Genomic DNA, 22,223 nt, shown 5'->3' on the forward strand with positions numbered 1-22,223 from the left:
TGGATATTTTGTCCTTTTTGGTATTAAGCAAATCCTACTAATAAATAGAGGGGCGACGCTCAGCATTGTCACTCTATTTATAATTCTTATACTTCTTCATTAACGGCTTCTCGATTAGAAAATCCCCAGAGAAATACTAATCCAATACAGCTCAGCATTAACCACTCAGGCGGAACCAGACTATCCGAAAATACTTTAATGAATAAGCGTAAACCCACTAGCAAAACTATTAAATAACCTGCCGATTCGAGATGCGTATATATGGCTAGCCACTTGATAAATAATCCTGCTAAAAAGCGGAGGGCAATAATTCCTGCAACGCCCCCGATCAGGACTAACCAAGTTTCCTGTGCGACAGCTACGGCTGCGGTTACACTGTCGAGCGAAAAGGCTAAATCTGTGAGGGAAACTAGGGCTACTACTTGCCACAATTTATCCGCCATTTTGACGGGATGTTTGGCATCATGCTCATCTTGCGATTTTTGCAAGAAAAATTTGCCTGATAGCCATAGCAAATATAGGGAACCTGCGAGTTCAAATTGCCAATATTTAATTACCCATGTTGCGGTAAAAATTAGTACCACTCGGAGGACGAATGCGCCAATTAAGCCATAACGAAGCGCCCATTCCTCTTGCTTTGGATCTGGAAGACTTCGCACGATCGCTGCAAGGGCGATCGCATTATCCGCCGACAGAATTGCCTCTAGCAGAATTAACACCCCCAAAATGGGGATGACTTCGACCCGAAAGGAGGAAGCATTCGTCTCTAAAAACTGCTCGAACATTCAGCACGATCCATAACAAAATGACAACAAAACACTACCAGTATACAAAAGCTTAAGCCCTAATACCAATTCACAAAAGTGTTGCCCCACTTTCGTGGATTAAAAAAACAAACCCAGCAAGGGTTTTCAAAGCAAGAAATAGCGCAGCCATTTCTTGCTTTGGTGTTAATTAAACATATCGGCGCGAAGCATTAATAATCCTTACTTTTGTTTTTATTACATTTTGCTGTGTTGTAGGGATAGTTCGTGTGATAACTATTAGTAAGGGATTGCTAAAATTTAGGTACTTTCTCATGAAGTCAACAGTCTTTACTTATTCCGTGACAGCGATCGCTGGTTCTTTGCTGGCTAGCGCGATCGTCGCTAGCGTGACCTCGAGCGCCCAAGCACAAAATGCCGAACATCTTCAAAGCCTTTTAACCAATCGCACTTGTCAACGATGCGTGTTGACGGAAATTGATGCAAAGGGCGCAGATTTACGCGAATCATTTCTGGATGTAGCTGATTTGCGAAAGAGCACACTCTCTGGCGCAATATTAGCTTTCAGTACAATGTATTATGCGGATTTTCGGGGCGCTGATCTTAGTAACTCTGACCTACGAAATACTTTTTTCATTCACAGTGACCTCATCCAAGCTAATTTGTCTGGGACAAATGCTCGTAATAGTCGTTGGAAATACGCTGACCTCACCGACGCTAATTTGCAAAATGCCAATTTGATCGATATTGAGCTAGTCCATGCCAAGCTCAACCGCGCGGATTTGAGTAACGCCTCTCTCCGTAACGCTAGCCTCTATGGGGCAGATTTGACAGGAGCCAACCTCAAGGGAGCGGATCTTTATCGTGCGGACTTGACCAATGCGATTGTCACCAATGTCGATCTTAGCCAAGCTAATCTTTGCCGTGCGACGATGCCCGACGGCAAGATTTCGATGCAAGGCTGTGGCATGAAATAGCCTTTAGCAAATAATTACACCAAATTAAGAAATGGCATAGCCATTTCTTAATTTAAAAACCAAGAAGTAGTAGTGCAGCGCTTTGCGCCGCACTACTACTTCTTGGTTTAGAAGAGCTTAGCTACACTTGGCAGCATTAGTAGGAGGAAATCTGGTATGGCGATCGCCCCTAATTCGGACTCAAATCAAATTAAATGGCTACAGGTATGGAGCTTGGCTTCAGTGCAGGGAGCCATATCTCTGACTTGGATTGCCTATGCGGCATATTTGCCGAAGTTTATCGAACAGGTCTTTGCCTATCCTCCAAGTCAAGCTCAACAATTTGCTGCCTTGATATTAGTGATCGAAAGCGCGATCGCGGTAATTGTGGAACCATTATTTGGAGGTCTGTCCGATCGCTGGCAGCGTTGGTATAGCACCCGAATGCCCTTTATTATTGCAGGGGCGATCGGCTCTACCGCCATATTTATTGGCTTACCATCGGTGGTAATTTTTGGGGGCGCAAATGAAATTACTCGTCTGATTTTGCCCAGTTTGGCGATTCTTTGGGCGATGGTCATGGCGACCTTTCGTAGCCCCGTGATTTGTTTGCTGGGGATATTTGCGGGAGCGACTCAATTGCCACTGGCGGGAAGTGTTTTGACCCTAGTTGGTGGATTTGTGAGTTCTATTCGTCCTTTGGCAACTGGTTTTATTTTAAGTTTGGGCGCTCCGATCACTTTTACGATCGCCTCAATTACTCTGCTGGCGGCTGTAGCGGGCTTACGAAGCGCCATGCTCCATATTCCCAAAAATCTTGCTCCCGATTTTGATGAAAAAGAACCACTGCCCATTCTTCAATCCCTGCCTAATTTAGCGATTGTGATGCTGGTGGGCGCAGCGATCGGCTTAGGACTGAGGCTCTTGATGGGGGACGTTGTGCCACGTACCTTTAAAACGGAATTAGTAAATTTTACGGGCTTTCCCTTTGAAATATTAATGGGAACTGCTTTTATTACTCAAGCTCTCCTTGCAATCTTTACGGGTAGACTCTCTAAACTGATTGATAATCGTCGTTTAATGATGTTTAGTTTGGGAGGACTTGCCGTAGGGCTAGCATTGCTAACAACTGGTTCTGGCGCGATCGCCAGCATCGTGATTATTATTTGGATGATGTTCTGCTTGAGTGCAGTGAATAATGGCATGGTTGCCTTTGCCCTAACAATGGTTTCCAAGTCTTTAAGTGGTTTGTCTATAGGAACTTTTTTTGGTGGTTTGTCAGGGGCGATCGCCATTTTTGGTTGTCTAGTTCCCAAATCTAACGATATGCTTTCACTTACAACTGCGACCATAGGCGCGGCAATCTGCTTTGTAGTGGCAGGTATAGGCATTGGTGCTGGGGGATTAGTTAAGTAACCATGTAAGCAATGTAGGCTACTTTTTTGGCGAATGAGAAGGTACGGAGTTTTGCAGAGATGAGTGCGTGAAGTTTTTGAGAAAATATAATGAAGCAATAGTATTTTATTTCAAGTTTAGAAGTTTGAGATGGAAGCAATTACTATTAATGTTGATAAGGATGTGGCTCAGTCTTAAATATTTTATAAATTAGGCTTTGTTGGTGGATAGATCTGGAACAAAGCGAATTATTTTTTTGCTCTTCATCTGAATAGTGTTTGATTTTGGCGATCAATATTTTTAAAGTAATCATTTTAATTTTCTCTAATGGTTATTTATTTAGTTCTTAATCAGTTAGGGAATCCAATTTATCAAGTAGTTTTAGCCCGACCGCCCGATCGCCTTTAGCCGCTAACAGTTTAAATCTGGTATGGGTATCAAATTCGACAAGGGCGATCGTTGAAAGTTCTTCAATTAGCTTATTGATACTCAAGCCTTGACTCTCTGCGAGTTTTTTTAGTCTAAGGTGTTTGTCGTCTGGTAAGCGAATAGTTAAGGTTGCCATGAGTCACTTCTGATAATTTGTTCTGGTTTTAGAATTGATAGATTAGGAAATAGCAGTTCTGAGTTCTGGAAGTCTCTAATATTTTTTGTGGCAATGATCTGGGCATTTCCAGCGACAGCTAGTTCGATTAAATGATTGTCTGCTTCATCTTTTAAATTTGGTCGCCATAGATAATAGATATGTATCCATTGACTAACGCTCATGAACGAGGCGAGTAATTCTTGTATTTCTTCAGGGGATAAGGGGCATTTGGCGATAATTTCTTGGCGATGAATGAGGGATTCATATTCTGAGAATAAGGCGTTGCTCATTAATGGTTGATAATTGCCTTGTAAGCATTGTCTTATGAGTTCTCTACTAGCTCCTTTTGAGCCAATAAGGGCGCTCACAAAAACGCTGGTGTCAACAACTATCTTAATTTCCATGTTTGCAATGATAGCATATACGCAGTCGTTTTTAGATGGCAGTCAAAAAACATTCGTAGGGGCATAGCATTCCCGCGACAATTTCTAAATTCTCAGGTTCCCTCGATCTGGGAATGCTATGCCTAACACCTGACAACGCAAGGACAATTTATCGCTGAAAGCGTGAAGGGTTCTGCATTTGCAAATGGAGGTTTATGTGGGGTGTTGGGGAATGGTGGCGCAAATGCAAAACCCCTACAAGTTTTTCCTTTTATCTTTTTACTTTTGCCTTGGAGCAATGCCACACATCTGTATATCTTTATCAAATTGTTATACTGGTAGGTACTGAATATGATTAGTAAAATCTTCTAAATCGCTAACTTTGGCAATCATTTCTAAATCCCTTACGCAAACTCCTATGCTTGCCATTTGTTGCGCGGCGTAAATGATGCCGATGAAGTTAGTCTCTTCTTGCAGAAGTTGATTGGCGATCGCTAAAAAATCATCATCTCTGGTGAATAAGACCCTCTGTAATTCGTTAGCTCTCGCTAAAACTAGCGGATCTGGATCGCCCGATCGCTGATCTTCTTGAACGGAAAGCACATCTACTCCTCTCAGACGTAATCCAAGTAAAATTTGGCGCGGTACGTTTTCATCCATGTATAGTGCGATCGCCATAGCCTTAATGAGGTGTTGCTTGAAGTTTGGCTTGCAGTGGCGAGATGGGGGCATTTAGACGCATTTGTTCGGCATAGTCGAGGCGGCGCTGGATGTCGGTATCAAGTTCTTGTTTGTGATCCCAATAGTAGGCGAGGGCGGAATAAATTTTGCTGAGGGCGATATGGGGATATTGAAAATGTAGTTCTTCGGGACTCCATCCATAGGTGAGGTGTGAGGTGACTAGCTCGACAACTTTCATGGTCGTACCTGCAATGATGGGTATGTTGCCTTGAAGTTGGATGTGCATATATTGGGTTGGTGTGTCGAGCATCGTGCAGACCTCCATAACGTAAAGGTTTTGATTGTCCTTGTTGTTAGCTTAATTCTAACTTTTTCCTTTTACTTTTTTACTTGACATGTATGTCTCTTCTGATCTGTCGCGTTGGGTTTATTGGTAACTGATGTTACGTGGAAGCTCACAAGACCCTCACCCCTAGCCCCTCTCCCATTAAGGGAGAGGGGAAGAAGAAATTAGTCTTGCTCCTCCTCTCCCTTAATGGGAGAGGGGGCTGGGGGGTGAGGGCGATATTCATTCCACGTAACATCAGTTGGTAAGATAATCATGCGTAAGTATAAAACCTTAATTGTTTCGCAACTCTATAAGGTTTCCAGAAGTTTTTTAGTAAGCTTTTCAATCAATTTACCTAAATATTTTTTAACAATCTCTATAGAGTTTTGACTAGGAAGCAGTAAACTCTTATTTTTCCCTTCTAAAATAATATCTTTAATATAGATAATTCCTTTTATGTGATATTTAGCATTTGCAACCGAATTTAAAATTTCATCCACTGGCATATCCTCTTGATACCTAATACTACTTACAAGCCAAGCTCGCAAATAGGCATAAATAGAAGTGGCTAATTCTGAATACCTATCGTCCTCTTTATCTATTTTGAGACCTATAAGCACAGTAGTTCGTGCTACTGCTTGCAGATACTCGCTTTCATCAGCTTCTAATAGATCTTCTACTGTTTTTTCGTAAAGCTTTTTATTTGTATTGTATTCACTAACTTTATTATCTATTCCTAATTTAGAAAGTTGATATAAATAGTCATTAATTTTTTCTTTTGTTCTCTTTTGCGCTTCCTCTTCTACCTTTTCTTGTAGAAGGCGATGCTCTTGCTCTAGTGTCTTTCTGGCGCTACGTTCAGCCTCTAAGCTCTTCTCTTTTTCTTGTCTTTCAGCCTTCTGACTTCTCCGCAAAAACTGCTCATCCACATCACTAAGCCTCTTCCCTCTCGCCCAAATCTCCGCCTCCTCAAGCGCTTGTCCCCGCAACAGAAATCCCTGATTCTGCCCCTCCTCCGCATCCTGCCATGCCCGAAACGCCGAAGCATAAAACTCTGGACGCAAATCCGCTAACTGCCCCTCCACCCAAACATTATTAAACACCGCCCCATAAATCGGATTATAAGAAACCAACCGCCCCTCCCGCCGCACCACCAACCCCGTCAACCGCAACTTCGATCGCTCCTCACTGCGATCATCCGCCAACTCGCCATCCACCAACACCTGCTGATAGCAACCCAACATCCGCCCCCGCAACTTCTCCTCCACACTCAGCACCCGATCCCTAATCGTCGTCAAATGTGGCGGCGCATCCTGCGATTGCCAATTCGTGACAATCCGCTCCTGTACTAAATTCTCAACCCATACCGCAATATTCTCAGGGGTTGCGATTCCTGCTAACTCCTTCTCCATCATTCCCAACAAACGCTGAATTAGAAAAGGCTGTCCCCCCGTCCATTTCACCGCCTCTCCTAGATAATCCTGTGGATTCGCCACCTTACTCGCCAAACCCTGCATCAATGGCAAAGCCTCAGTCAGCGTAAACCCCGCCATCTCCACCGCATAGCCAATATTAAACGCCGAAGTATTATGACTCTGGATTAAATCCGTCGGTGTCGCCACTCCCAAAAAGGAAAAAGTGAGGCGATTATAGTCAGGCTTAGTCGGACGATCTTCAAAAAACGATCGCACCAAACCAAAGAAATCATCCATGCCAAACTTGAGACTCAATAGGCGATCAATCTCTTCGACAAAAATTACAATCGGTGCATCAATCTCTTGCAACACGACTGTCTCAATAAATTCTGCAAAGCGCTGCACAGGCGACAGCAATTCCCGTTCCCTAATCCAACTCCGCAAATCAAACTTACTTTTTAAATCCAAATCCCCCACCAAACTCCGAATCGCGCTGGCATACCACTGCTCACAGGTCACCTCCACCCCAATCTTCTGCGGATCGATGGTCGCGCACACAATTCCCTCCGCTTGCAACTTATGTGTCACCCGCACCCGCAAACTCGATTTCCCCATCTGCCGACAGTTAAACACATAGCAATATTTCCGCTCCTTGAGCAAGTCGTAATAGTCGCGATCGCATTGGCGCTCGACATAACTCGGCGCATCCGCAGGGAGACTACCACCAACTTGATAATTAAAAGAGCTTGCACTAGTCATAATGGCGGATGATTTCCTGTTGCATATAGAATACGGCGAAGATTGACAACTCCTTCACGATTGAGTTTAAGCAGTTCCACAGTTACTCGTCCTGTGGGCGTTAAACCAATGATTTCGCTATAGTTATCATTCCAAGTAAAGTGATCTTTCCATTGCTGTTGTCTAGGATGATAAAGATCCGTTACCTGTGAAGTTTTAGGATCAATTGCTTGAGTTTTAGTGTGCTTGTAATTGTTGCACCCTTGACAAGCAAGAGCAAGATTCTCAACCGTAGTTTCACCATTTTTCCAAGTCGGAATAATATGCTCAACAGAAAGCCTCTGTGTAGAATAATTCTCTTGGCTAAGACAATATTCGCAACAACCTTTTGCTCTTTCCGTGACTATTTGACGAAGCTTTTCGCTGATTGATTTAGCCGTCATAAAGCCTGTGGTTGTAACTGAAACTCTTGAATTAGCTCATTCAAAGACGTTTGTCGAAGTTTCGCAAGCTTAGTTAAATTTTCTAACCTTTTAACATCAATTGCTTCAATATTTTCTCCTAAGTTAATTAACTCTTGATATTCTTCATCTGTAAGAGAGTTATCTTGACGTTTACTAATGAGAAAGTCATAGCGCTCTTGTAAATGATTGGGAATACATTGAGTAATTTGTTGAAATAGCAAAGATTGATCCTGTGGCAAGCTAAGAGTTTTGCGCTTAGTCTGAACTCGGATTGCTTGGGCAATCAATTGTTCTAGCTCAGACGCATCTAGCTGCTCTACAGTTTGAATAAGCTGCTCAAAGGGAAGTTGAGTTTGAACGGTAATTTGGCTCATGATTTTAGTTTGTTATTCTAGATCTCCATAGCGATCGCGGTAGCGTTGCAATAGTACCTCAAGCTCTTGTTTAGCTTGACGCTCTTGAGCTACTTGTTCAGCAAGCTCAGAGGGAAAAGGTAACTTTTCGCCATTGTCCAGACGATGCAAGGCAATTTTTTTGTCCTCAATCGATAGCTGCAACCCTAAGACTAAACTCTGTCCATCGATAATCGGCTCATATTCTTCACCCTTGAGGCGATAACCTTGCAATTGATGCTCTAACCATTCATTTTTTGGGTCAAATAGCCAATATTCCTGCACACCCATCTGAGCATAGAGGTCGCGCTTAAAGCCAATATCAGTAATCTGCGTACTTTTGGAGGTAATTTCAAAAATTACCGCAGGCACTTGTCCTTCTTCCCAAATTTTATAATTGTCGCGACCGCCAGCCGCCACATCAAAAATCACCATCACATCAGGAGCCACCCGCATTCTGGGCAATCCTTGAGCATAGTAAAGAAACTGATTGCCCAAAACCGTCGCTTGTCTACCTGTTAAATATTGTCGCAGCATTTCTAAAAGTACGGCGATCGCATAAAAATGGTCGTAAGTTTCCGCCACAGGCTCACCATCACCAGAGGGATATTCGATTGGGTTGACTGGTGTGATCACAGGTGCTGAAATTACCATAGTTTTTATCCCAAGATATCGGTTACTGCAAATACTACGTCAGGAAAAGCAAGGGAGGCAATGCGATCGCCCCTGTGCAAAATCAACTCCTCGCTCCCTCTGTAAACTTCAAGGCAATCCTCATTAAGATTCACTAGCCATGTTTCGATAATTCCAGACTCAGCATAGAGTGGCACTTTAACGCGGCGATCAATTCCAATAGTCGTATCGGAAACTTCAATTAGCCAATGGATATCCGATGCGGTGGGATGTCCAGAAATATAAAAATCATCTTGCCATTTAAGAATGGCGACATCAGGTTGAGGCTCTGAGTCATCGGTTAGGCGAATAGGATTTTGGACAGCAACGATCGCACGGTTGCCCATGATCCGACTGAGTAAATAAGTCAGCCGATTCACACAAGCAGCATGACGGCGATTAATTGGGGACATAGTTACTAGCTCTCCATAAATTAATTCAAGGCGATCGCTCTCTGCAAAGATTCCTGCTTCATACATTTGGTGGTATTGCTGCACATTGAAATGGTGTCTTTTTAGCTCGATGGTTTCGATAGTGGCCCTGTTCATCATGTTCTCCTGATTAAGATTGAGGTTTGGGAGTTTTCATATGGCTAATTGAGCAAGATGTTTCAAAATACTGACAACTGTGTATAAATCATTGCCACGCTTGAGTGAGAATAAATCTGATTCGGCATATTTTAGGCTGTCTTGATGCTGAAGTTTCAGAAAGATAAACTCACTGCCATTTGTAACCAGTCCAAAAACAGGGCGATCAGGGTTGGGATTTGCCATCATGTAAGTTAAAGCTTGGGGAATCCCAACTTCTACAGAATAAGCCGCTCTCTTTGCCTCAATCACAACAACCCAAAACGGCGGTTTAAATACCAAAACATCAATGCGTCCTTGAACAAGAATATCTTGATCTTGGGAGAGAATATTCACTACCTGCTCAGCTTTGAGATAGAAGGGATCGCGATAGAAACCTGCTAGTTTCAGAATCGGCGATAGCACCACCATTTTTACAAGCGGTTCCAATAGAGAATGTTTCGACAGGTGTAGATAATCTGCTTTGAGATCGTCAAGGCTTAACTGTTCGTTTTCAGTAAGTTTAGGTAAGTCTTCGCGCCATTCATCAAAAAATTCTGCATCCCGTGACTGCGCGATCGCAAAAAGCTCCTCTAGTGTTGCCAAATCAATTTCTGAAGCTTGTAAAGTTTTAGGCATTGGTTACACTCCTAAACGGTTTTGGAAATAGCGCCGATATAGCTCATTGCGGATCTTTACACCAGTCTCTGTGCGTAATATTAAACCCATTCCATCTAACTTTGCTGTAGTGGCAAGATCAAAACGGATTGGTTGTAGTGAATTAACCAGCGATCGCAAAACTTCCGTAAGATGAACATCTTTTTCCACCTTTGCTAAACGAGTGGTGAGATGTTTGCCAAAAAGTCCCACTTCCGTCGCCGCATTTTGGATAATCTGCTCAAGGGAATTTGCACCACTAGCTAAATTATAAAAAGCTAGTCGTACTAGATAGGGATGTCCACCGATTAATTCGGATATCGGTTCGATTTGTGTAGGGGAGAATCCATGCAATGCAGCAAGTTCTTGCACTTGAGTAATGGTGAATTCATCCAAATCAATGGGCGTACCCACATTAAAAGGGGATTGGTTAATATCCTTAGTCGTAAAAGATTCCATCGAATAGGCCAGCACTAGGCGCAACTTACCCCATCTTTTGTCATGCTTGCCCTGCTCATGCCAACCGCGCAACAAACCGCAAAAATCTACCTCGATCGCTTCGTGCAGAAATATGCGATCCAGATTTTCAATCGCAATCACCAACGGGCGATCATCGTCGTCATTTAACAAATATCTTTCAAAAAATTCCTCACAGTTGCTGTTTGCGCCAAACATCTCATCCCAATCATCGGTTGGTTTTGCCTTCACTCCCAAATCACGCCCAATCACCGCACAAAACCACTGCAAAAAGCGATCCATATTTTCAAAGAACTTGCGATCGCACTTTTGTAAATCTAGCCATGTGGTGCGATTATCCAGCCGCCGCGCTTCTTCTAAGACGCGCACCAATAGGGAAGACTTACCCATGCGATCAGGGGATTTTAAACGCAGCAGAGCATGAGGCATGGCGATCGCTTTAAAGCATTGTTCCTGTTGAGGCGATCGCGGAATATAAAATTCAGAACCAATCCGCACCGCGCCTTCAGGTTCTTCGATCGCTATATTTAACTTTGGCAAAAACTGACTTTCATAACGGCGTTCCAACAGCACAGGCGTTTGTACTTCAGGAATATTTTTGAGCGCAATCAGATTTTTGCCTAACTCAAAGGCATCTTTAATTGATTTCCCTTCAAACAATGCCCCATAGAATCCCTTAGCAAACTTGATCGCTGCCACATCACCGATCGCCTGATTCATACCCAATACATACGGCACATAACGGGCGATCGCTTCTGCTTGCACCTCTGAGAAACAAGCATTCAGCACCACGCAATCGATGCCATTTTGCAAAATACGGAATAAATCTGCCAGAGCCGCAGTCGGTGCGAGTTGCCAAGTGCCATCATCATGTTCTAAAACCAACCCATTTTCCGCCGCTCCATGTCCTGAGAAATGCACCACACGCGGCACTTCCTGAAGCAAAATTGGTTGCAAGTCATCAATGCGGACTTCGCCTTTAGTGACGAGCGCAAAGCGATCGCGCAAACTCGATTTCTGACAGCATTCCTCAATTTCCCGAAATTCCGCCTCAACCCGCAAGCGATCGGTATTTGATGGATTCGCCGATAGCAATAAGACTTTTGATTGAGGCATAGGAGCATACGGGAATTTATGGTTTGGATTTGAGCCGAAAGTGGTGTGAATCGAAAGTAGCCATATTATATAGGCGAAATTAAATATAAAACTCTACAAGCTTGGGCGCAGCATGCGCCCAAGCTTGTGATTCTGCTTTTTTTAATTATGCCTCGCTACTTAACCTAATGCAAAATGAAACCCGCTATAATATCGAAGAGGCTTCAGCAAATTCTTGGAAAATATTTAGTCAAGACTTGGTTAATTGATAAATGTCTTTAGGCTTCAAGATCATTTATGGCTATGCGATCGCCTTGGGAATCAGTTGCTTAGGTACTGTTGCGGGTTTACTGGTGGGTAATGACATCCAGCAGCAAGCTCTGAACCTCAGCCACGAAGCTTCCCTTCAACGATCATTTCTTAATACACTTCAGATCGAAGTTTTACGTCAACGTCCTATTCAACAACTGTCACCTTATCTTGCCGATCCTATCGAATTTCGGAGAGAGAGTGATAAATTCTTGCAAAGAAATGACCAAATATTAATACTTTTAAAACAGCATATCGCTACCCCCAAAGATAAAAGCCTGAAAGGATTGAATAATCTGGTAGCAGAATATGAAGTAATCATTCAACAGTTAAATCAGGAATCAAAACAAACTTTCAATAGGATAGAAATACTTTCTCGCAATCCTACCCCCGAAAATATAGTTGCCGCAGAATTACTATTAGTAAAATTTGCCAAAAATCCTTACTTTCTACAAGTTACTCAATACCTCGATCGCTTTGCCCCCTTTAATGAGCTAGCCGAAAAGTACGAGCGAGAGGCGGATGTTTATCTAGGCGAATCTAAAACAATTCGTGCCCAGATCTTGGCTTATAGCTTATTTCTATCCGCCCTAACTGCCATTACCTTTGCGTTATTTGCGAACCGTGAGATCAATCGATCTCAAGCCAAAGCCTATCAAAAGCTGCAAAACCAATTAAGCGAACAGGAGCAAGCCGAGGAAAAACTTCGCCAAAGCGAACAACGTTATGCCACCCTTGCCGCTAGTGTACCCGTTGGCATTTTTCGGACTGATGATCAAGGCGCTTGTATTTACGTCAATCAACGCTGTTGTGAGATTGCAGGCTTAAATCTGGATAATTCTTTGGGTTTTTCGTGGCATCAAGCCATTCATCCTGATGATGCCAAACAAGTAGTCCTAGAAGCGCGAAGGGCGATCGCAGAGAATCGTCCTTTTCAAATGGAATATCGTTTTTTGCGAACCGATGGTTCCATAATCTGGGTATTGGTGCAAACCAATGCGGAAATTGATACTTCAGGGCAAATAATTGGCTATGTAGGTACGATTACAGATATTAGCGATCGCAAACAAACGGAAAATGCTCTGCGAAGAAGTGAATCTCATCAAAGAGCTTTAATTAAAGCTCTGCCTGATTTGCTGATTCGCATGAATAGAGAAGGATTGTATTTAGAGTTTGTTTCGACACCAAATTTCTCGATATTGGGCAATTTACCAGATCAGTTAGGAAATCATTTATCGAATGTATTACCGCCGATAGCTGCACAAAGAAGGTTAGAAAGCATTTATCGCGCTTTGTCAACTAATTCTATGCAGATCTACGAACAGGATCTTTCCATTGATGATCGCACTCAAATAGAAGAGGTCAGAATCGTTCCCTATAGCGAAGATGAGGTTTTAGTTTTAGTTCGGGATATTAGCGATCGCAAACAAGCCCAAAGTCAATTACAGCTGCTCAATCAAAGTCTGGAGGTTAAAGTCCAAGAACGTACTGCCGAGCTACAGGCTAGAGAAAGGGAACTGCAAAAGCTATCGGAACGCTTACAGCTTGCTTTAAGATCAGGGGCTTTTGGTTCGTGGGAATGGGATATTGCGAATAAATCAGTGATTTGGGACGAGCGGATGTATGAGTTATATGGTCTTCCTTTACAGGACTCTTCCCAACTTGCGTCTGCTTGGATGAACGTGATCCATCCCGAAGACCGAGCTAGGGTGAAGGATGTGGTCAGGAAAACTGTCTTAGGAGAAATTGAATGTGAGTTGGAATTTCGAGTGGTTTTACCCGATGGCACGATTCGATTTATTAAAGCCTATGCCATGGTGGCGCGAGATTCTCAAGGCAATCCTCAAACGTTGACAGGAGTTAATTTTGATATTAGCGATCGCAAGCGCCTAGAGCAGGAGCAAATAAAAGCCACGCGCTTAAAAGATGAATTCTTAGCCAATATGAGCCATGAACTTCGCACACCGCTTAATGCGATCATCGGTATTACGGAAGGCTTGCAAGAACAGGTTTATGGCAATATGAATGAACGTCAGATTAAAGCCTTAAAAACTGTCGAGCGGAGTGGTTCACATCTACTGGAATTGATTAATGATATATTGGATGTTGCGAAAATTGAGGCAGGGCGCATTGAACTACAATATACCTACGCTTCCATTAATCATCTTTGTCAATCTAGTGTCGCTTTTATTAATCAGCAAGCTTCTCAAAAAGATATTCAAATCAAAATTCAAGTTCAGCCGAATTTGCCTGAAATATATTTAGATAATCGCAGGATTCGGCAAGTATTAATAAACCTGCTCAATAATGCTGTTAAATTTACTCCTAATCGCGGTTATATTCAACTAGAGGCTTCTCTTGTCTGCGATCCCCCAGACGATCAACTTCCTTCACAATATATTCAAATCGCGATTATTGATACAGGGATTGGGATTGCTGCGGAGAATATCCCTAAACTCTTTCAGCCTTTTGTCCAAATTGATAGCGCTCTCAATCGCCAGTACAGTGGCACGGGTTTGGGATTGACTTTAGTACGTCAAATTGTCGAGTTACATGGAGGCAATGTCAGCGTAACTAGTGAGGTGGGTATCGGTAGCTGCTTTGTGTTTCAGTTGCCCTATAAGCCTAAGGAGGTAATCAATGATTTTGAAAATCCCATCTATCAATCTGAATCTTCACAACCTATAAACCAAGATGCAGCTTTAGTAACTTCTACATTAGCCTCTACTAACCACGAAGTTCATGATCGCCAGCCCTTAATTTTATTGGTGGAAGATAACGAAGCTAATGTGATCACCTTTTCATCTTATCTAGAAGCTCATGGCTATAGGATCATCTTTGCAAGTAATGGAGAGCAAGCGATCGCCCTCACTCAAAGCCATCATCCTGACTTAATCTTAATGGATATTCAAATGCCTGTCATGGACGGATTAGAAGCAACCAGACACATTCGCCGCGATCCTAATAGTTTAAATATTCCGATCATTGCCATCACGGCTTTAGCAATGGAAGGCGATCGCGAAGCTTGCCTAGATGCGGGGGCTAACGCTTATCTTACCAAGCCAATTAAATTACAAGAACTAGCAATCGTCATGAAAAGTTTTTTATAACTGATGTTCCGTGGAACGAATATCCTAACTATAATAGCGCCTTGTAAGTAAAGTGGCGATCGCTAAACTCATCAACCAAAAGTTGCGATCGCTAAATGAAAAACCCTCATTCCTCATTCCTCAATTGCTCAAGAACTTCTTTGGTGAAGATTTCAGAGGGAGGTTTACCTGCACGTAATTCCTCAACCCATCGCTGACGGATTACTCTATATTTAGCTTTATTAGATTCCGTATCAGTATCCAGCCATTTCAAGAATGCTTGAAAGTCTTCAATTGCACCCTCAATATCGCCAGTAATTGCTCTAGCAAGTCCTCGACTGTCTTGATACCAGCCTTTATCGCTTGAAGAAGTAAGATCGACCGCTTTTTCACAAGCATACAAAACTTCTCTAACCTGCCCTGCAAGACTACCATGCCAACATAGACTGTTGTAAGCAGCGCTATATTTGGGATCAATGGCAATCGCTTGACGATAGGCGGTGATCGCTTCGTCTAGTTTATTTTGTTTGGCAAGTGCAAGCCCCAGATTTCTGTAAGCAAAAGAATATTTGGGGGAGAAGTTAATGGCTTGACGATAGGCGGTGATCGCTGCGTCTAGTTTATTTTGTTTGGCAAGGACATCGCCTAAACTGTTATAAGCAGCAGGATATTGGGGGGAGAAGTTAATGGCTTGGCGGTAGGCATCGATTGCTTCGTCTAGTTTATTTTGTTTGGCAAGTGCAAGCCCCAGATTTCTGTGAGCAATATGAGATTTGGGTGAGATAGAGATCGCTTGATTATATGCTTTGATTGCTTCGTCTAGTTTATTTTGTTTGGCAAGTGCAATACCAATTTTGTTATAAGCAGAAAAATATTTTGGGTTGACAACTGTGGCTTGGCGGTAGGTTGCGATTGCTTCATCTACTTTTGTTTGAGAAAGTAGAATATCTCCAATTTCGAGGTACGAAGGGAACATTTTGGGTTCAATATCAATGGCTTGACGATAGGCGGCGATCGCTTCTTCTGGTTTGTTTTGAGCATTGAGAACAACAGCCAAATTATGATAATGATTAGGACTCCGAGATCCCAACTTAATTAAAGTTCTATAATCATCTGCCGCCTCAGGATACATACGCATTTTGTTATAGTAAAGCTTGGCTCTTTCTTCCAAAGCCTTATAATCACTGGGATTTGCTCGCAGTTCTGCATTCCAGTATGCTAAAGCCTCATCATTATCTACTAGATATTCAGCTAAATTGAACTTTAGGAATCCTTTTACATTATTTACATTATTTGTTAGCTCACTGAGGTTTATTTTCTGTTTCTGCAATTCACTTGTAATACCGATGAGTAAAGCAGATTTTTTCTGAACATTTTGATCTGCTTCTTGCAGCTTAAGTTCCGAATCATTCAGCTTAGCTACTGAAATTTTAATATTCTCCTCAGATTCTAATTTAACTTTCTCAGCCAATTGCCTCATCTCAAATACTTTCAGCTTAGCCTTATTTGTTATAGTTTCCGCCTCTTTTTTTGTATTGAGAATCTTCTCATTGGCTTCATTTTGAGCTTTTTGAGTTAGCTCTTTTGACTCTTTCTCAATTTTGGGAATTCTATTATTTGCCTCATCAACCTCCTTTGCAGCCTTAACAGCCCAAACGCTTGCGATGCTGGCAGCAACAAGCGTTACTGCCAAAATAATTGAGCCAATTCTCACCCTTTGCTTTGCAGTCTGCTCAGCCTCAATCAAGATTAGATTTGCTCCTTCGGCTGTCTCCCTTGCTAAGCGTTCTGCCTCCAATTGGAGATCCATTTCTTGTCTCTGCATTTCTCGACTTTCACGCAAAAACTGCTCATCCCCTTCACTGAGCCGCTTTCCTGTCGCCCATATCTCCGCCTCCACTAGCGCCTGTCCTCGCAACAGAAAATCCTGATTTTGTCCCTGATCTGTCTCCAGTAGCCATGCTCGAAAAGCCTCTCCATAAAACGCTGGACGCAAATCCGCTAAAGCTCGCTCCACCCATCGCTGATTGAATACCGCCGCATAAATAGGGTTATAAATCATCAGTCTGTCATCATGTTTAACAGCCAACCCCGTCAAACGCAACTGGATTTGCTCATAACTATCATCAGCTTTGATTCCCTCTTCCCCATTATTCAAATCGGAATTCCCTAAAATCTGCTGATACAAACCTAACAATTGTCCTCTTCCCCGTTCATCAATCCTTAAAACCCGATCCTGCAAAGTCTTCAAATGTTGTGGTACGTCCTGAGCTTCCCAATTATTAATAATGCAAACCTGAACTATTTGGGCGATCCATCCTGCAACATCTTCTCCAACCAAACCATGCCCATCATCCACTTCTCGAATCACTAAACTCAGCAACTTCTGCGTCAAAAAGGGCTGTCCCCCCGTCCATTTCAACACCTCATTCATAACTACTGATGGATCGCTAACTTTACCCTCCAAGCCGATCGCTAAAGGCTGTACCTCCGACAAGAGAAACCCCCCCATCTCGATCGCCACTCCAATATTAAAAGCAGAGTGATTTTGACCGCGTATCAAATCGCTCGGTGTAGTAACACCAACAAAAGCAAAGGACAAACGATTATAATTTGGTTCTTGGGTGCGATTTTCGTAAAACGAACGAATCAACATGAAAAAGTCATCTGCTCTAAATTGTAGATTGAGCAAGTTATCGATCTCTTCCACAAAAATGACGATTGGCTGCGAAATCTCAACTAAAAGAACCTTAGAAATAAAATCGCTCAAGCATCGTACAGGCGAAAGTAACGGTCTAGCTTCCCACCAAGTTTCCAGATCGAAGCTGTCCTCTAATCCAAAACTTTCTACAAGACTGCTAATCACACTGGCATACCACTGCGATTGATCTAGCTGCGTACCGATCGTCTGTGGATCGAGTGTCGCACAACGTATCCCATCCCTCTCTAACTTTTGAATCGTCCGCACCCGCAAGCTTGACTTCCCCATCTGCCGCGAATTAAACACATAACAACATTCCCCCGCCTTCAGTCGCTCAAAAAGTTCCCGATCCGCCTGTCGCTCCACATAGGTAAGTGCATCCGCAGGCAAGCTACCACCCACGCGGTAGACTGAATTGTTAGCTAATGGCTCGTTAGATGATTCTGAAGACATAATCTACTAGCTCAACCTATCTTTAAAATATAAGCGATATAAATTGCATCGAGATACAATATCGTTACCTTGCCGTTTTATCAATCCCATACTGTCCAGTTTAAAAGCCTCCTTCGATCCCAATCTGGTTGCACTATCAGCATTGACAACCTTGAGCATCGCCACCACCAGTTCAGGATTAGCCTCCAACTGCTGCAACCTCTCATTAAGATAATCTCCAAAAATTCCCTCTTCCGTCGGTGCAGTGCGTACCAATTCCTCAAGCCCGATATCATCATGGGCAATGCGATCGATCGCCTTCTGTACTAAATAAGGATGTCCACCGATCATATCCATCAATTGAGCAGTTTCTAACTCAACCCAAGACAATCCATAGGCATTCGCTAGGGCTAATACTTCTAGCGCTTCTAGCTCACCTAGCTCAATGGGCAATCCTACATTAAACGGTGATTGGTTAATATTGTGTGCAGCATAGGACTCCTGCGAATAAACAATCATCTGGCGTAACTTACCCCAGACTTTACTGGTGTTTACCTTCTCGAACCAACCACGCAACAATCCGCAAAAGTCAGCTTCAACATCAGGATGTCTAAACACGCAGTCGAAGTTATCGATCGCAATCACCAACGGCGAATCATCACTATTCAAAAAGAACTTTTCGACATACTTCGTGCAGTTTGTATTTGCACCCAAAAAGCCTTTCCAAGCATCTTCAGGACGTTGCTCGATCTCCAAGCAGTCACCGACATAAGCGCAGAACCATTGCAAAAACTTATTAATATCCGCAAATATTTCCCTATTCGCCTCGCGCAAATCAATCACTGCTGTACGATATCCTTGCTGGGTGGCATATTCTAAGACTCGCCCCATCATCATTGACTTCCCCATGCGTTCAGGTGATTTGATCCTGATCAAAGTCCCCGCCTTTATCACTTCCTCATAACAACGCTGCTCTAAACGCGATCGAACAATGTAAAAGTATCCATTACTTTCTATTACTGAACTATCAGAATTAATTGGTTTGGAATTAATCGTGATAGATGGGTGACGCTTTAGCAATACAGGTGTTAACTCTTCAGGAATCCCCTCTAATTTGATCGCAGTTACTCCTGAATTAAAAGCCTCCTCAATCGAGTAATTAGCCCAAATCGCCTTATAAAAGCCCTCTGCAAATTTCCGCGCCGCTTGATCCCCAATCTTTTGATTCATCCCAATCACGTAGGGAATATGTTGACAAATTGCCTCCGCTTGAACTACTGCATAGCAAGCATTCAACACCACGCATTGAATTTGTTTGGTAAATAGTTTAAACAAATCCGTCAAGGACTCAGTACTAATTCCCTTAACTCCCCCATCCTCATTCTCAAAAGCCAAACCCCACTCACCGCCCCCATGTCCTGAAAAATGCAAAATCTGAGGTTTGAGATTGTATAGATATGTCTGTAAATCTTGGGGACGCACCGCACCACGCGACTCGATCGCAAAGTTATCTCGATTTGGCGATCGCTCTAATGTTGTGCGAATTTCTTCCACCTCTTTATCTAGCCGTAACCGATCTGTATCGAGAGGATTTGCCGCCAGAATCAAGATTTTTCTTATCGTCATACGATTCGGTTGCACTTAAACTTTTTATTTAGCTCATCTCAAAATCATACAATGCTTTCAATAAAAAAAGATGCTGTGGCTGTAGCTCTTTAAGTCAACTCGAATAGAGAATTACAGCGCTTTGCGCTGTAATTCTCTATTCGAGTTTAGTTTTTGGATTTATCCTTGGTTGGTAGTAAATGTATCACCGAAGGCACTATAGAAATGACCACGATCGCTAGAGTAATTGGTAATAAGTATTTATCCACATCAGGAATACTTTTACCCAAAACAAACCCCAACATTGATAAACCAGAAGTCCAAATTAATCCCCCTAATAAATTGAACTGAAAGAAAGTTCCATAGTCCATTCTGCCAATACCTGCCACAATAGGCGCAAAGGTACGAACCACTGGTAAAAATCTGGCTATTACAATTGTTTTTTTGCCGTGTTTGTCGTAAAACTTTTGGGCTTTAATGATGTGATCTTTATGGAAAAAGAGAGAATCTTCTTTAGAAAACAACTTATGCCCAAATCGCTTTCCAGTTGCATAGCCGACATTATCACCAATTACAGCACAGATAAAACAGCCAATTATTAAAGCGAATATATTTAACAAACCTTGCGAAGCTAAAAAACCTGCCGCAAAGAGAAGGGAATCCCCGGGCAGAAAGAAACCAACTAGTAGTCCTGATTCGGCAAAAACGATTGACCAGATGGCTAAATGACCACCAACAAATCCTAGAGAATCAACTAACTGTTTGGGTTCTAAAATATTCACAATTTTTTATGGAGTATTTTTTAAGAAATTTGACTATGAGTATATAGCAATCATTTGAAATTTTGATTGTCCTAAATTTAAATGCAGCACAAAGCACTCCGCCCAAACCAAGGGATTCTCTAAAAGTGTTGCAGAACAGCACTTTTAGAGAATCCCTTGGTTTGCTTAAAAACGATCTACTAATTTGTATTTGGCATCGTGTATTGGCTTGGCTCCTTCGCCACAGGTGCGCGGCGTTGGCAAAATCTTGGTTGGATTCGCAATCCCTTGGCGATCAAAAACATCTCTGACCCATCGCATCGTTTCTAGATCGGACTCGCTAAACATTTCTGGCATATAACATTTCTTATCTGCGCCAATACCATGTTCTCCTGAAATACTTCCACCCACTTTTACGCAGAGCTTGAGAATTTCGCCACCTAGTTCCTCTACAGTTTCCAATGCTCCAGCTTCCGCATTGTTATACAAAATCAAAGGATGAAGGTTTCCATCACCTGCATGGAAAACATTGGCAACATGGTAGCCATATTTTTCGCTCAGTTTGGCAATTTCTTGGAGGACATAGGTAAGTTTAGTCCGTGGAATTACGCCATCTTGAACGTAATAATCAGGACTAAGGCGACCCATGGCGGCAAAGGCAGCCTTTCGTCCCTTCCACAGGCGCAAGCGTTGCTCAGGGTCGATCGCGGTGGTGACATTTCTCGCACCATTCTGCAAACAAATTGCTTCAACCCGTTTAGAATTTTCTGCCACTTCGCTCTCTAATCCATCAATTTCTATTAAGAGAATGGAAGCGGCATCACGGGGATAGCAGTTAGTCGCGACGGTATCTTCAACGGCATTGATACTCATGTTATCCATGATTTCCATCCCCCCGGGAATAATGCCTGCACTGATGACATCGGAGACAGTGGAACCTGCGGCTTCTACGGTCGTGAAATCGGCTAAGAGAACTTGAATAGATTCTGCGGACTTGAGAATTTTCAGAGTTACCTCAGTGGCAATGCCCAGAGTACCTTCAGAACCGACGAAAATTCCTGTGAGGTCATAGCCCGGACTTTCGGGGATTTTGCTGCCAATATCTTGAATTGTGCCATCAGGTAAAACGATTTTCGCACCGAGGACGTGATTAGTCGTCACCCCATATTTCAAGCAATGCACACCTCCTGAGTTTTCGGCAACGTTGCCACCGATGGAACAAATAACTTGACTAGAAGGATCGGGGGCATAATAGAAGCCTGCGCCGCTTACGGCTTGGGTCACCCAATTATTAATCACCCCCGGTTGAACGACAACGCGCTGATTTTCCAAATCAATTTCTAAGATCTTTCTCATGCGGGAGGTGACGATCAAGACGGAATCGGGAATGGGCAAAGCCCCTCCTGACAAGCCTGTTCCTGAGCCTCTTGCTACAAAGGGAACTTGGTAGCGATCGCATATTTTTAAGACTGCCGATACTTCCTCTGTCGTATTTGGCAGTACCACGAGGGCAGGTTGTTGCTTATAGCTGGTTAGTCCATCGCATTCATAGGCGATTAATTCTTCGCGAGTCCGCACCACGTAGCGATCGCCCACAATGCCAATAAAAGCAGTGGTGATCGCTTGCCAGTCAATATTTTTTGATGAAGAGGTACTTGGATTTGTAGCGATCGCGGTCATGGTTTATTAGCTAAATTATGGCTGAGGATAACGACTACACCTATCTTACAGCGATTTGCAATAGACGGATTTGATTT

General features: G+C 42.9%; 19 protein-coding genes. 3 read left to right on the forward strand and 16 right to left on the reverse strand.

From position 1 onward, the window contains the following. Nucleotides 1–86: 86 nt before the first annotated feature. Complete coding sequence (locus H6F42_RS18280) at nt 87–785, reverse strand: hypothetical protein (protein WP_190400802.1); 699 nt, start codon at nt 783–785, stop codon at nt 87–89. A gap of 293 nt (nt 786–1,078) precedes the next feature. Here H6F42_RS18280 and H6F42_RS18285 point away from each other — a divergent pair, with 293 nt between their 5' ends. Then, on the forward strand, nt 1,079–1,741 hold the full coding sequence (locus H6F42_RS18285) for a pentapeptide repeat-containing protein (RefSeq protein WP_190400803.1): 663 nt from the start codon (nt 1,079–1,081) through the stop codon (nt 1,739–1,741). Nucleotides 1,742–1,897: 156 nt separating this feature from the next. Then, entirely contained in the window at nt 1,898–3,136 is a 1,239-nt protein-coding gene (locus H6F42_RS18290) for an MFS transporter (RefSeq protein ID WP_190400804.1), read from the forward strand. Between the two features lie 325 nt (nt 3,137–3,461). On the opposite strand, the gene H6F42_RS18295 is transcribed toward H6F42_RS18290, so the two are convergent. The 11 genes from H6F42_RS18295 to H6F42_RS18345 form a co-directional block, all read right to left on the reverse strand. Beyond that, nucleotides 3,462–3,680 (reverse strand): toxin-antitoxin system HicB family antitoxin, encoded by a 219-nt coding sequence (locus H6F42_RS18295; RefSeq protein WP_190400805.1) that lies wholly within the window; start codon nt 3,678–3,680, stop codon nt 3,462–3,464. Beyond that, the gene (locus H6F42_RS18300; RefSeq protein ID WP_190400806.1) at nt 3,668–4,105 is read right to left on the reverse strand and encodes a putative toxin-antitoxin system toxin component, PIN family; all 438 of its coding nucleotides are present in this window, start codon (nt 4,103–4,105) and stop codon (nt 3,668–3,670) included. Before H6F42_RS18300 ends, H6F42_RS18295 begins: the two co-directional genes overlap by 13 nt. 309 nt (nt 4,106–4,414) lie before the next feature. Next, nucleotides 4,415–4,762, reverse strand: coding sequence for a DUF5615 family PIN-like protein (locus H6F42_RS18305; protein ID WP_190400807.1), 348 nt, complete (start codon nt 4,760–4,762; stop codon nt 4,415–4,417). A 4-nt stretch (nt 4,763–4,766) separates the two neighbouring features. After that, nucleotides 4,767–5,075: a DUF433 domain-containing protein gene (locus H6F42_RS18310; RefSeq protein WP_190400808.1), complete on the reverse strand. Its 309-nt coding sequence runs from the start codon at nt 5,073–5,075 to the stop codon at nt 4,767–4,769. Nucleotides 5,076–5,401: 326 nt separating this feature from the next. Then, nucleotides 5,402–7,267, reverse strand: coding sequence for an AAA-like domain-containing protein (locus H6F42_RS18315; protein ID WP_190400809.1), 1,866 nt, complete (start codon nt 7,265–7,267; stop codon nt 5,402–5,404). Then, a complete protein-coding gene (locus H6F42_RS18320; protein ID WP_190400810.1) occupies nt 7,264–7,689 on the reverse strand; it encodes an HNH endonuclease signature motif containing protein in 426 nt (141 codons plus the stop codon). Before H6F42_RS18320 ends, H6F42_RS18315 begins: the two co-directional genes overlap by 4 nt. Then, nucleotides 7,686–8,084, reverse strand: a complete 399-nt coding sequence (locus tag H6F42_RS18325) for an STAS/SEC14 domain-containing protein (RefSeq protein ID WP_190400811.1) — start codon at nt 8,082–8,084, stop codon at nt 7,686–7,688. The genes H6F42_RS18320 and H6F42_RS18325 overlap by 4 nt, the downstream gene beginning before the upstream one ends. Nucleotides 8,085–8,096: 12 nt before the next feature. Then, nucleotides 8,097–8,756 (reverse strand): Uma2 family endonuclease, encoded by a 660-nt coding sequence (locus H6F42_RS18330; protein ID WP_190400812.1) that lies wholly within the window; start codon nt 8,754–8,756, stop codon nt 8,097–8,099. Between the two features lie 5 nt (nt 8,757–8,761). Further along, nucleotides 8,762–9,322: a Uma2 family endonuclease gene (locus H6F42_RS18335; protein WP_190400813.1), complete on the reverse strand. Its 561-nt coding sequence runs from the start codon at nt 9,320–9,322 to the stop codon at nt 8,762–8,764. A 36-nt stretch (nt 9,323–9,358) separates the two neighbouring features. Further along, nucleotides 9,359–9,979 (reverse strand): restriction endonuclease subunit R, encoded by a 621-nt coding sequence (locus H6F42_RS18340; protein ID WP_190400814.1) that lies wholly within the window; start codon nt 9,977–9,979, stop codon nt 9,359–9,361. A 3-nt stretch (nt 9,980–9,982) separates the two neighbouring features. Beyond that, nucleotides 9,983–11,590, reverse strand: coding sequence for an AAA-like domain-containing protein (locus tag H6F42_RS18345; protein WP_190400815.1), 1,608 nt, complete (start codon nt 11,588–11,590; stop codon nt 9,983–9,985). A 251-nt stretch (nt 11,591–11,841) separates the two neighbouring features. Here H6F42_RS18345 and H6F42_RS18350 point away from each other — a divergent pair, with 251 nt between their 5' ends. Next, a complete protein-coding gene (locus H6F42_RS18350) occupies nt 11,842–14,988 on the forward strand; it encodes a PAS domain-containing protein (RefSeq protein ID WP_190400816.1) in 3,147 nt (1,048 codons plus the stop codon). A 106-nt stretch (nt 14,989–15,094) separates the two neighbouring features. Here H6F42_RS18350 and H6F42_RS18355 read toward each other — a convergent pair whose 3' ends face one another. From H6F42_RS18355 to glcD, 4 genes are all read right to left on the reverse strand, one after another. Then, nucleotides 15,095–18,121 (reverse strand): tetratricopeptide repeat protein, encoded by a 3,027-nt coding sequence (locus H6F42_RS18355; protein ID WP_190400817.1) that lies wholly within the window; start codon nt 18,119–18,121, stop codon nt 15,095–15,097. 6 nt (nt 18,122–18,127) lie between these two features. Continuing rightward, entirely contained in the window at nt 18,128–19,726 is a 1,599-nt protein-coding gene (locus H6F42_RS18360) for an AAA-like domain-containing protein (protein ID WP_190400818.1), read from the reverse strand. Nucleotides 19,727–19,872: 146 nt separating this feature from the next. Then, nucleotides 19,873–20,487 (reverse strand): VTT domain-containing protein, encoded by a 615-nt coding sequence (locus H6F42_RS18365; RefSeq protein WP_190400819.1) that lies wholly within the window; start codon nt 20,485–20,487, stop codon nt 19,873–19,875. A 165-nt stretch (nt 20,488–20,652) separates the two neighbouring features. Continuing rightward, nucleotides 20,653–22,146: a glycolate oxidase subunit GlcD gene (gene glcD / locus H6F42_RS18370; RefSeq protein WP_190400820.1), complete on the reverse strand. Its 1,494-nt coding sequence runs from the start codon at nt 22,144–22,146 to the stop codon at nt 20,653–20,655. Nucleotides 22,147–22,223: the final 77 nt, after the last annotated feature.

Source organism: Pseudanabaena sp. FACHB-1998, assembly GCF_014696355.1.
Taxonomy (GTDB): Bacteria; Cyanobacteriota; Cyanobacteriia; order Pseudanabaenales; family Pseudanabaenaceae; genus Pseudanabaena.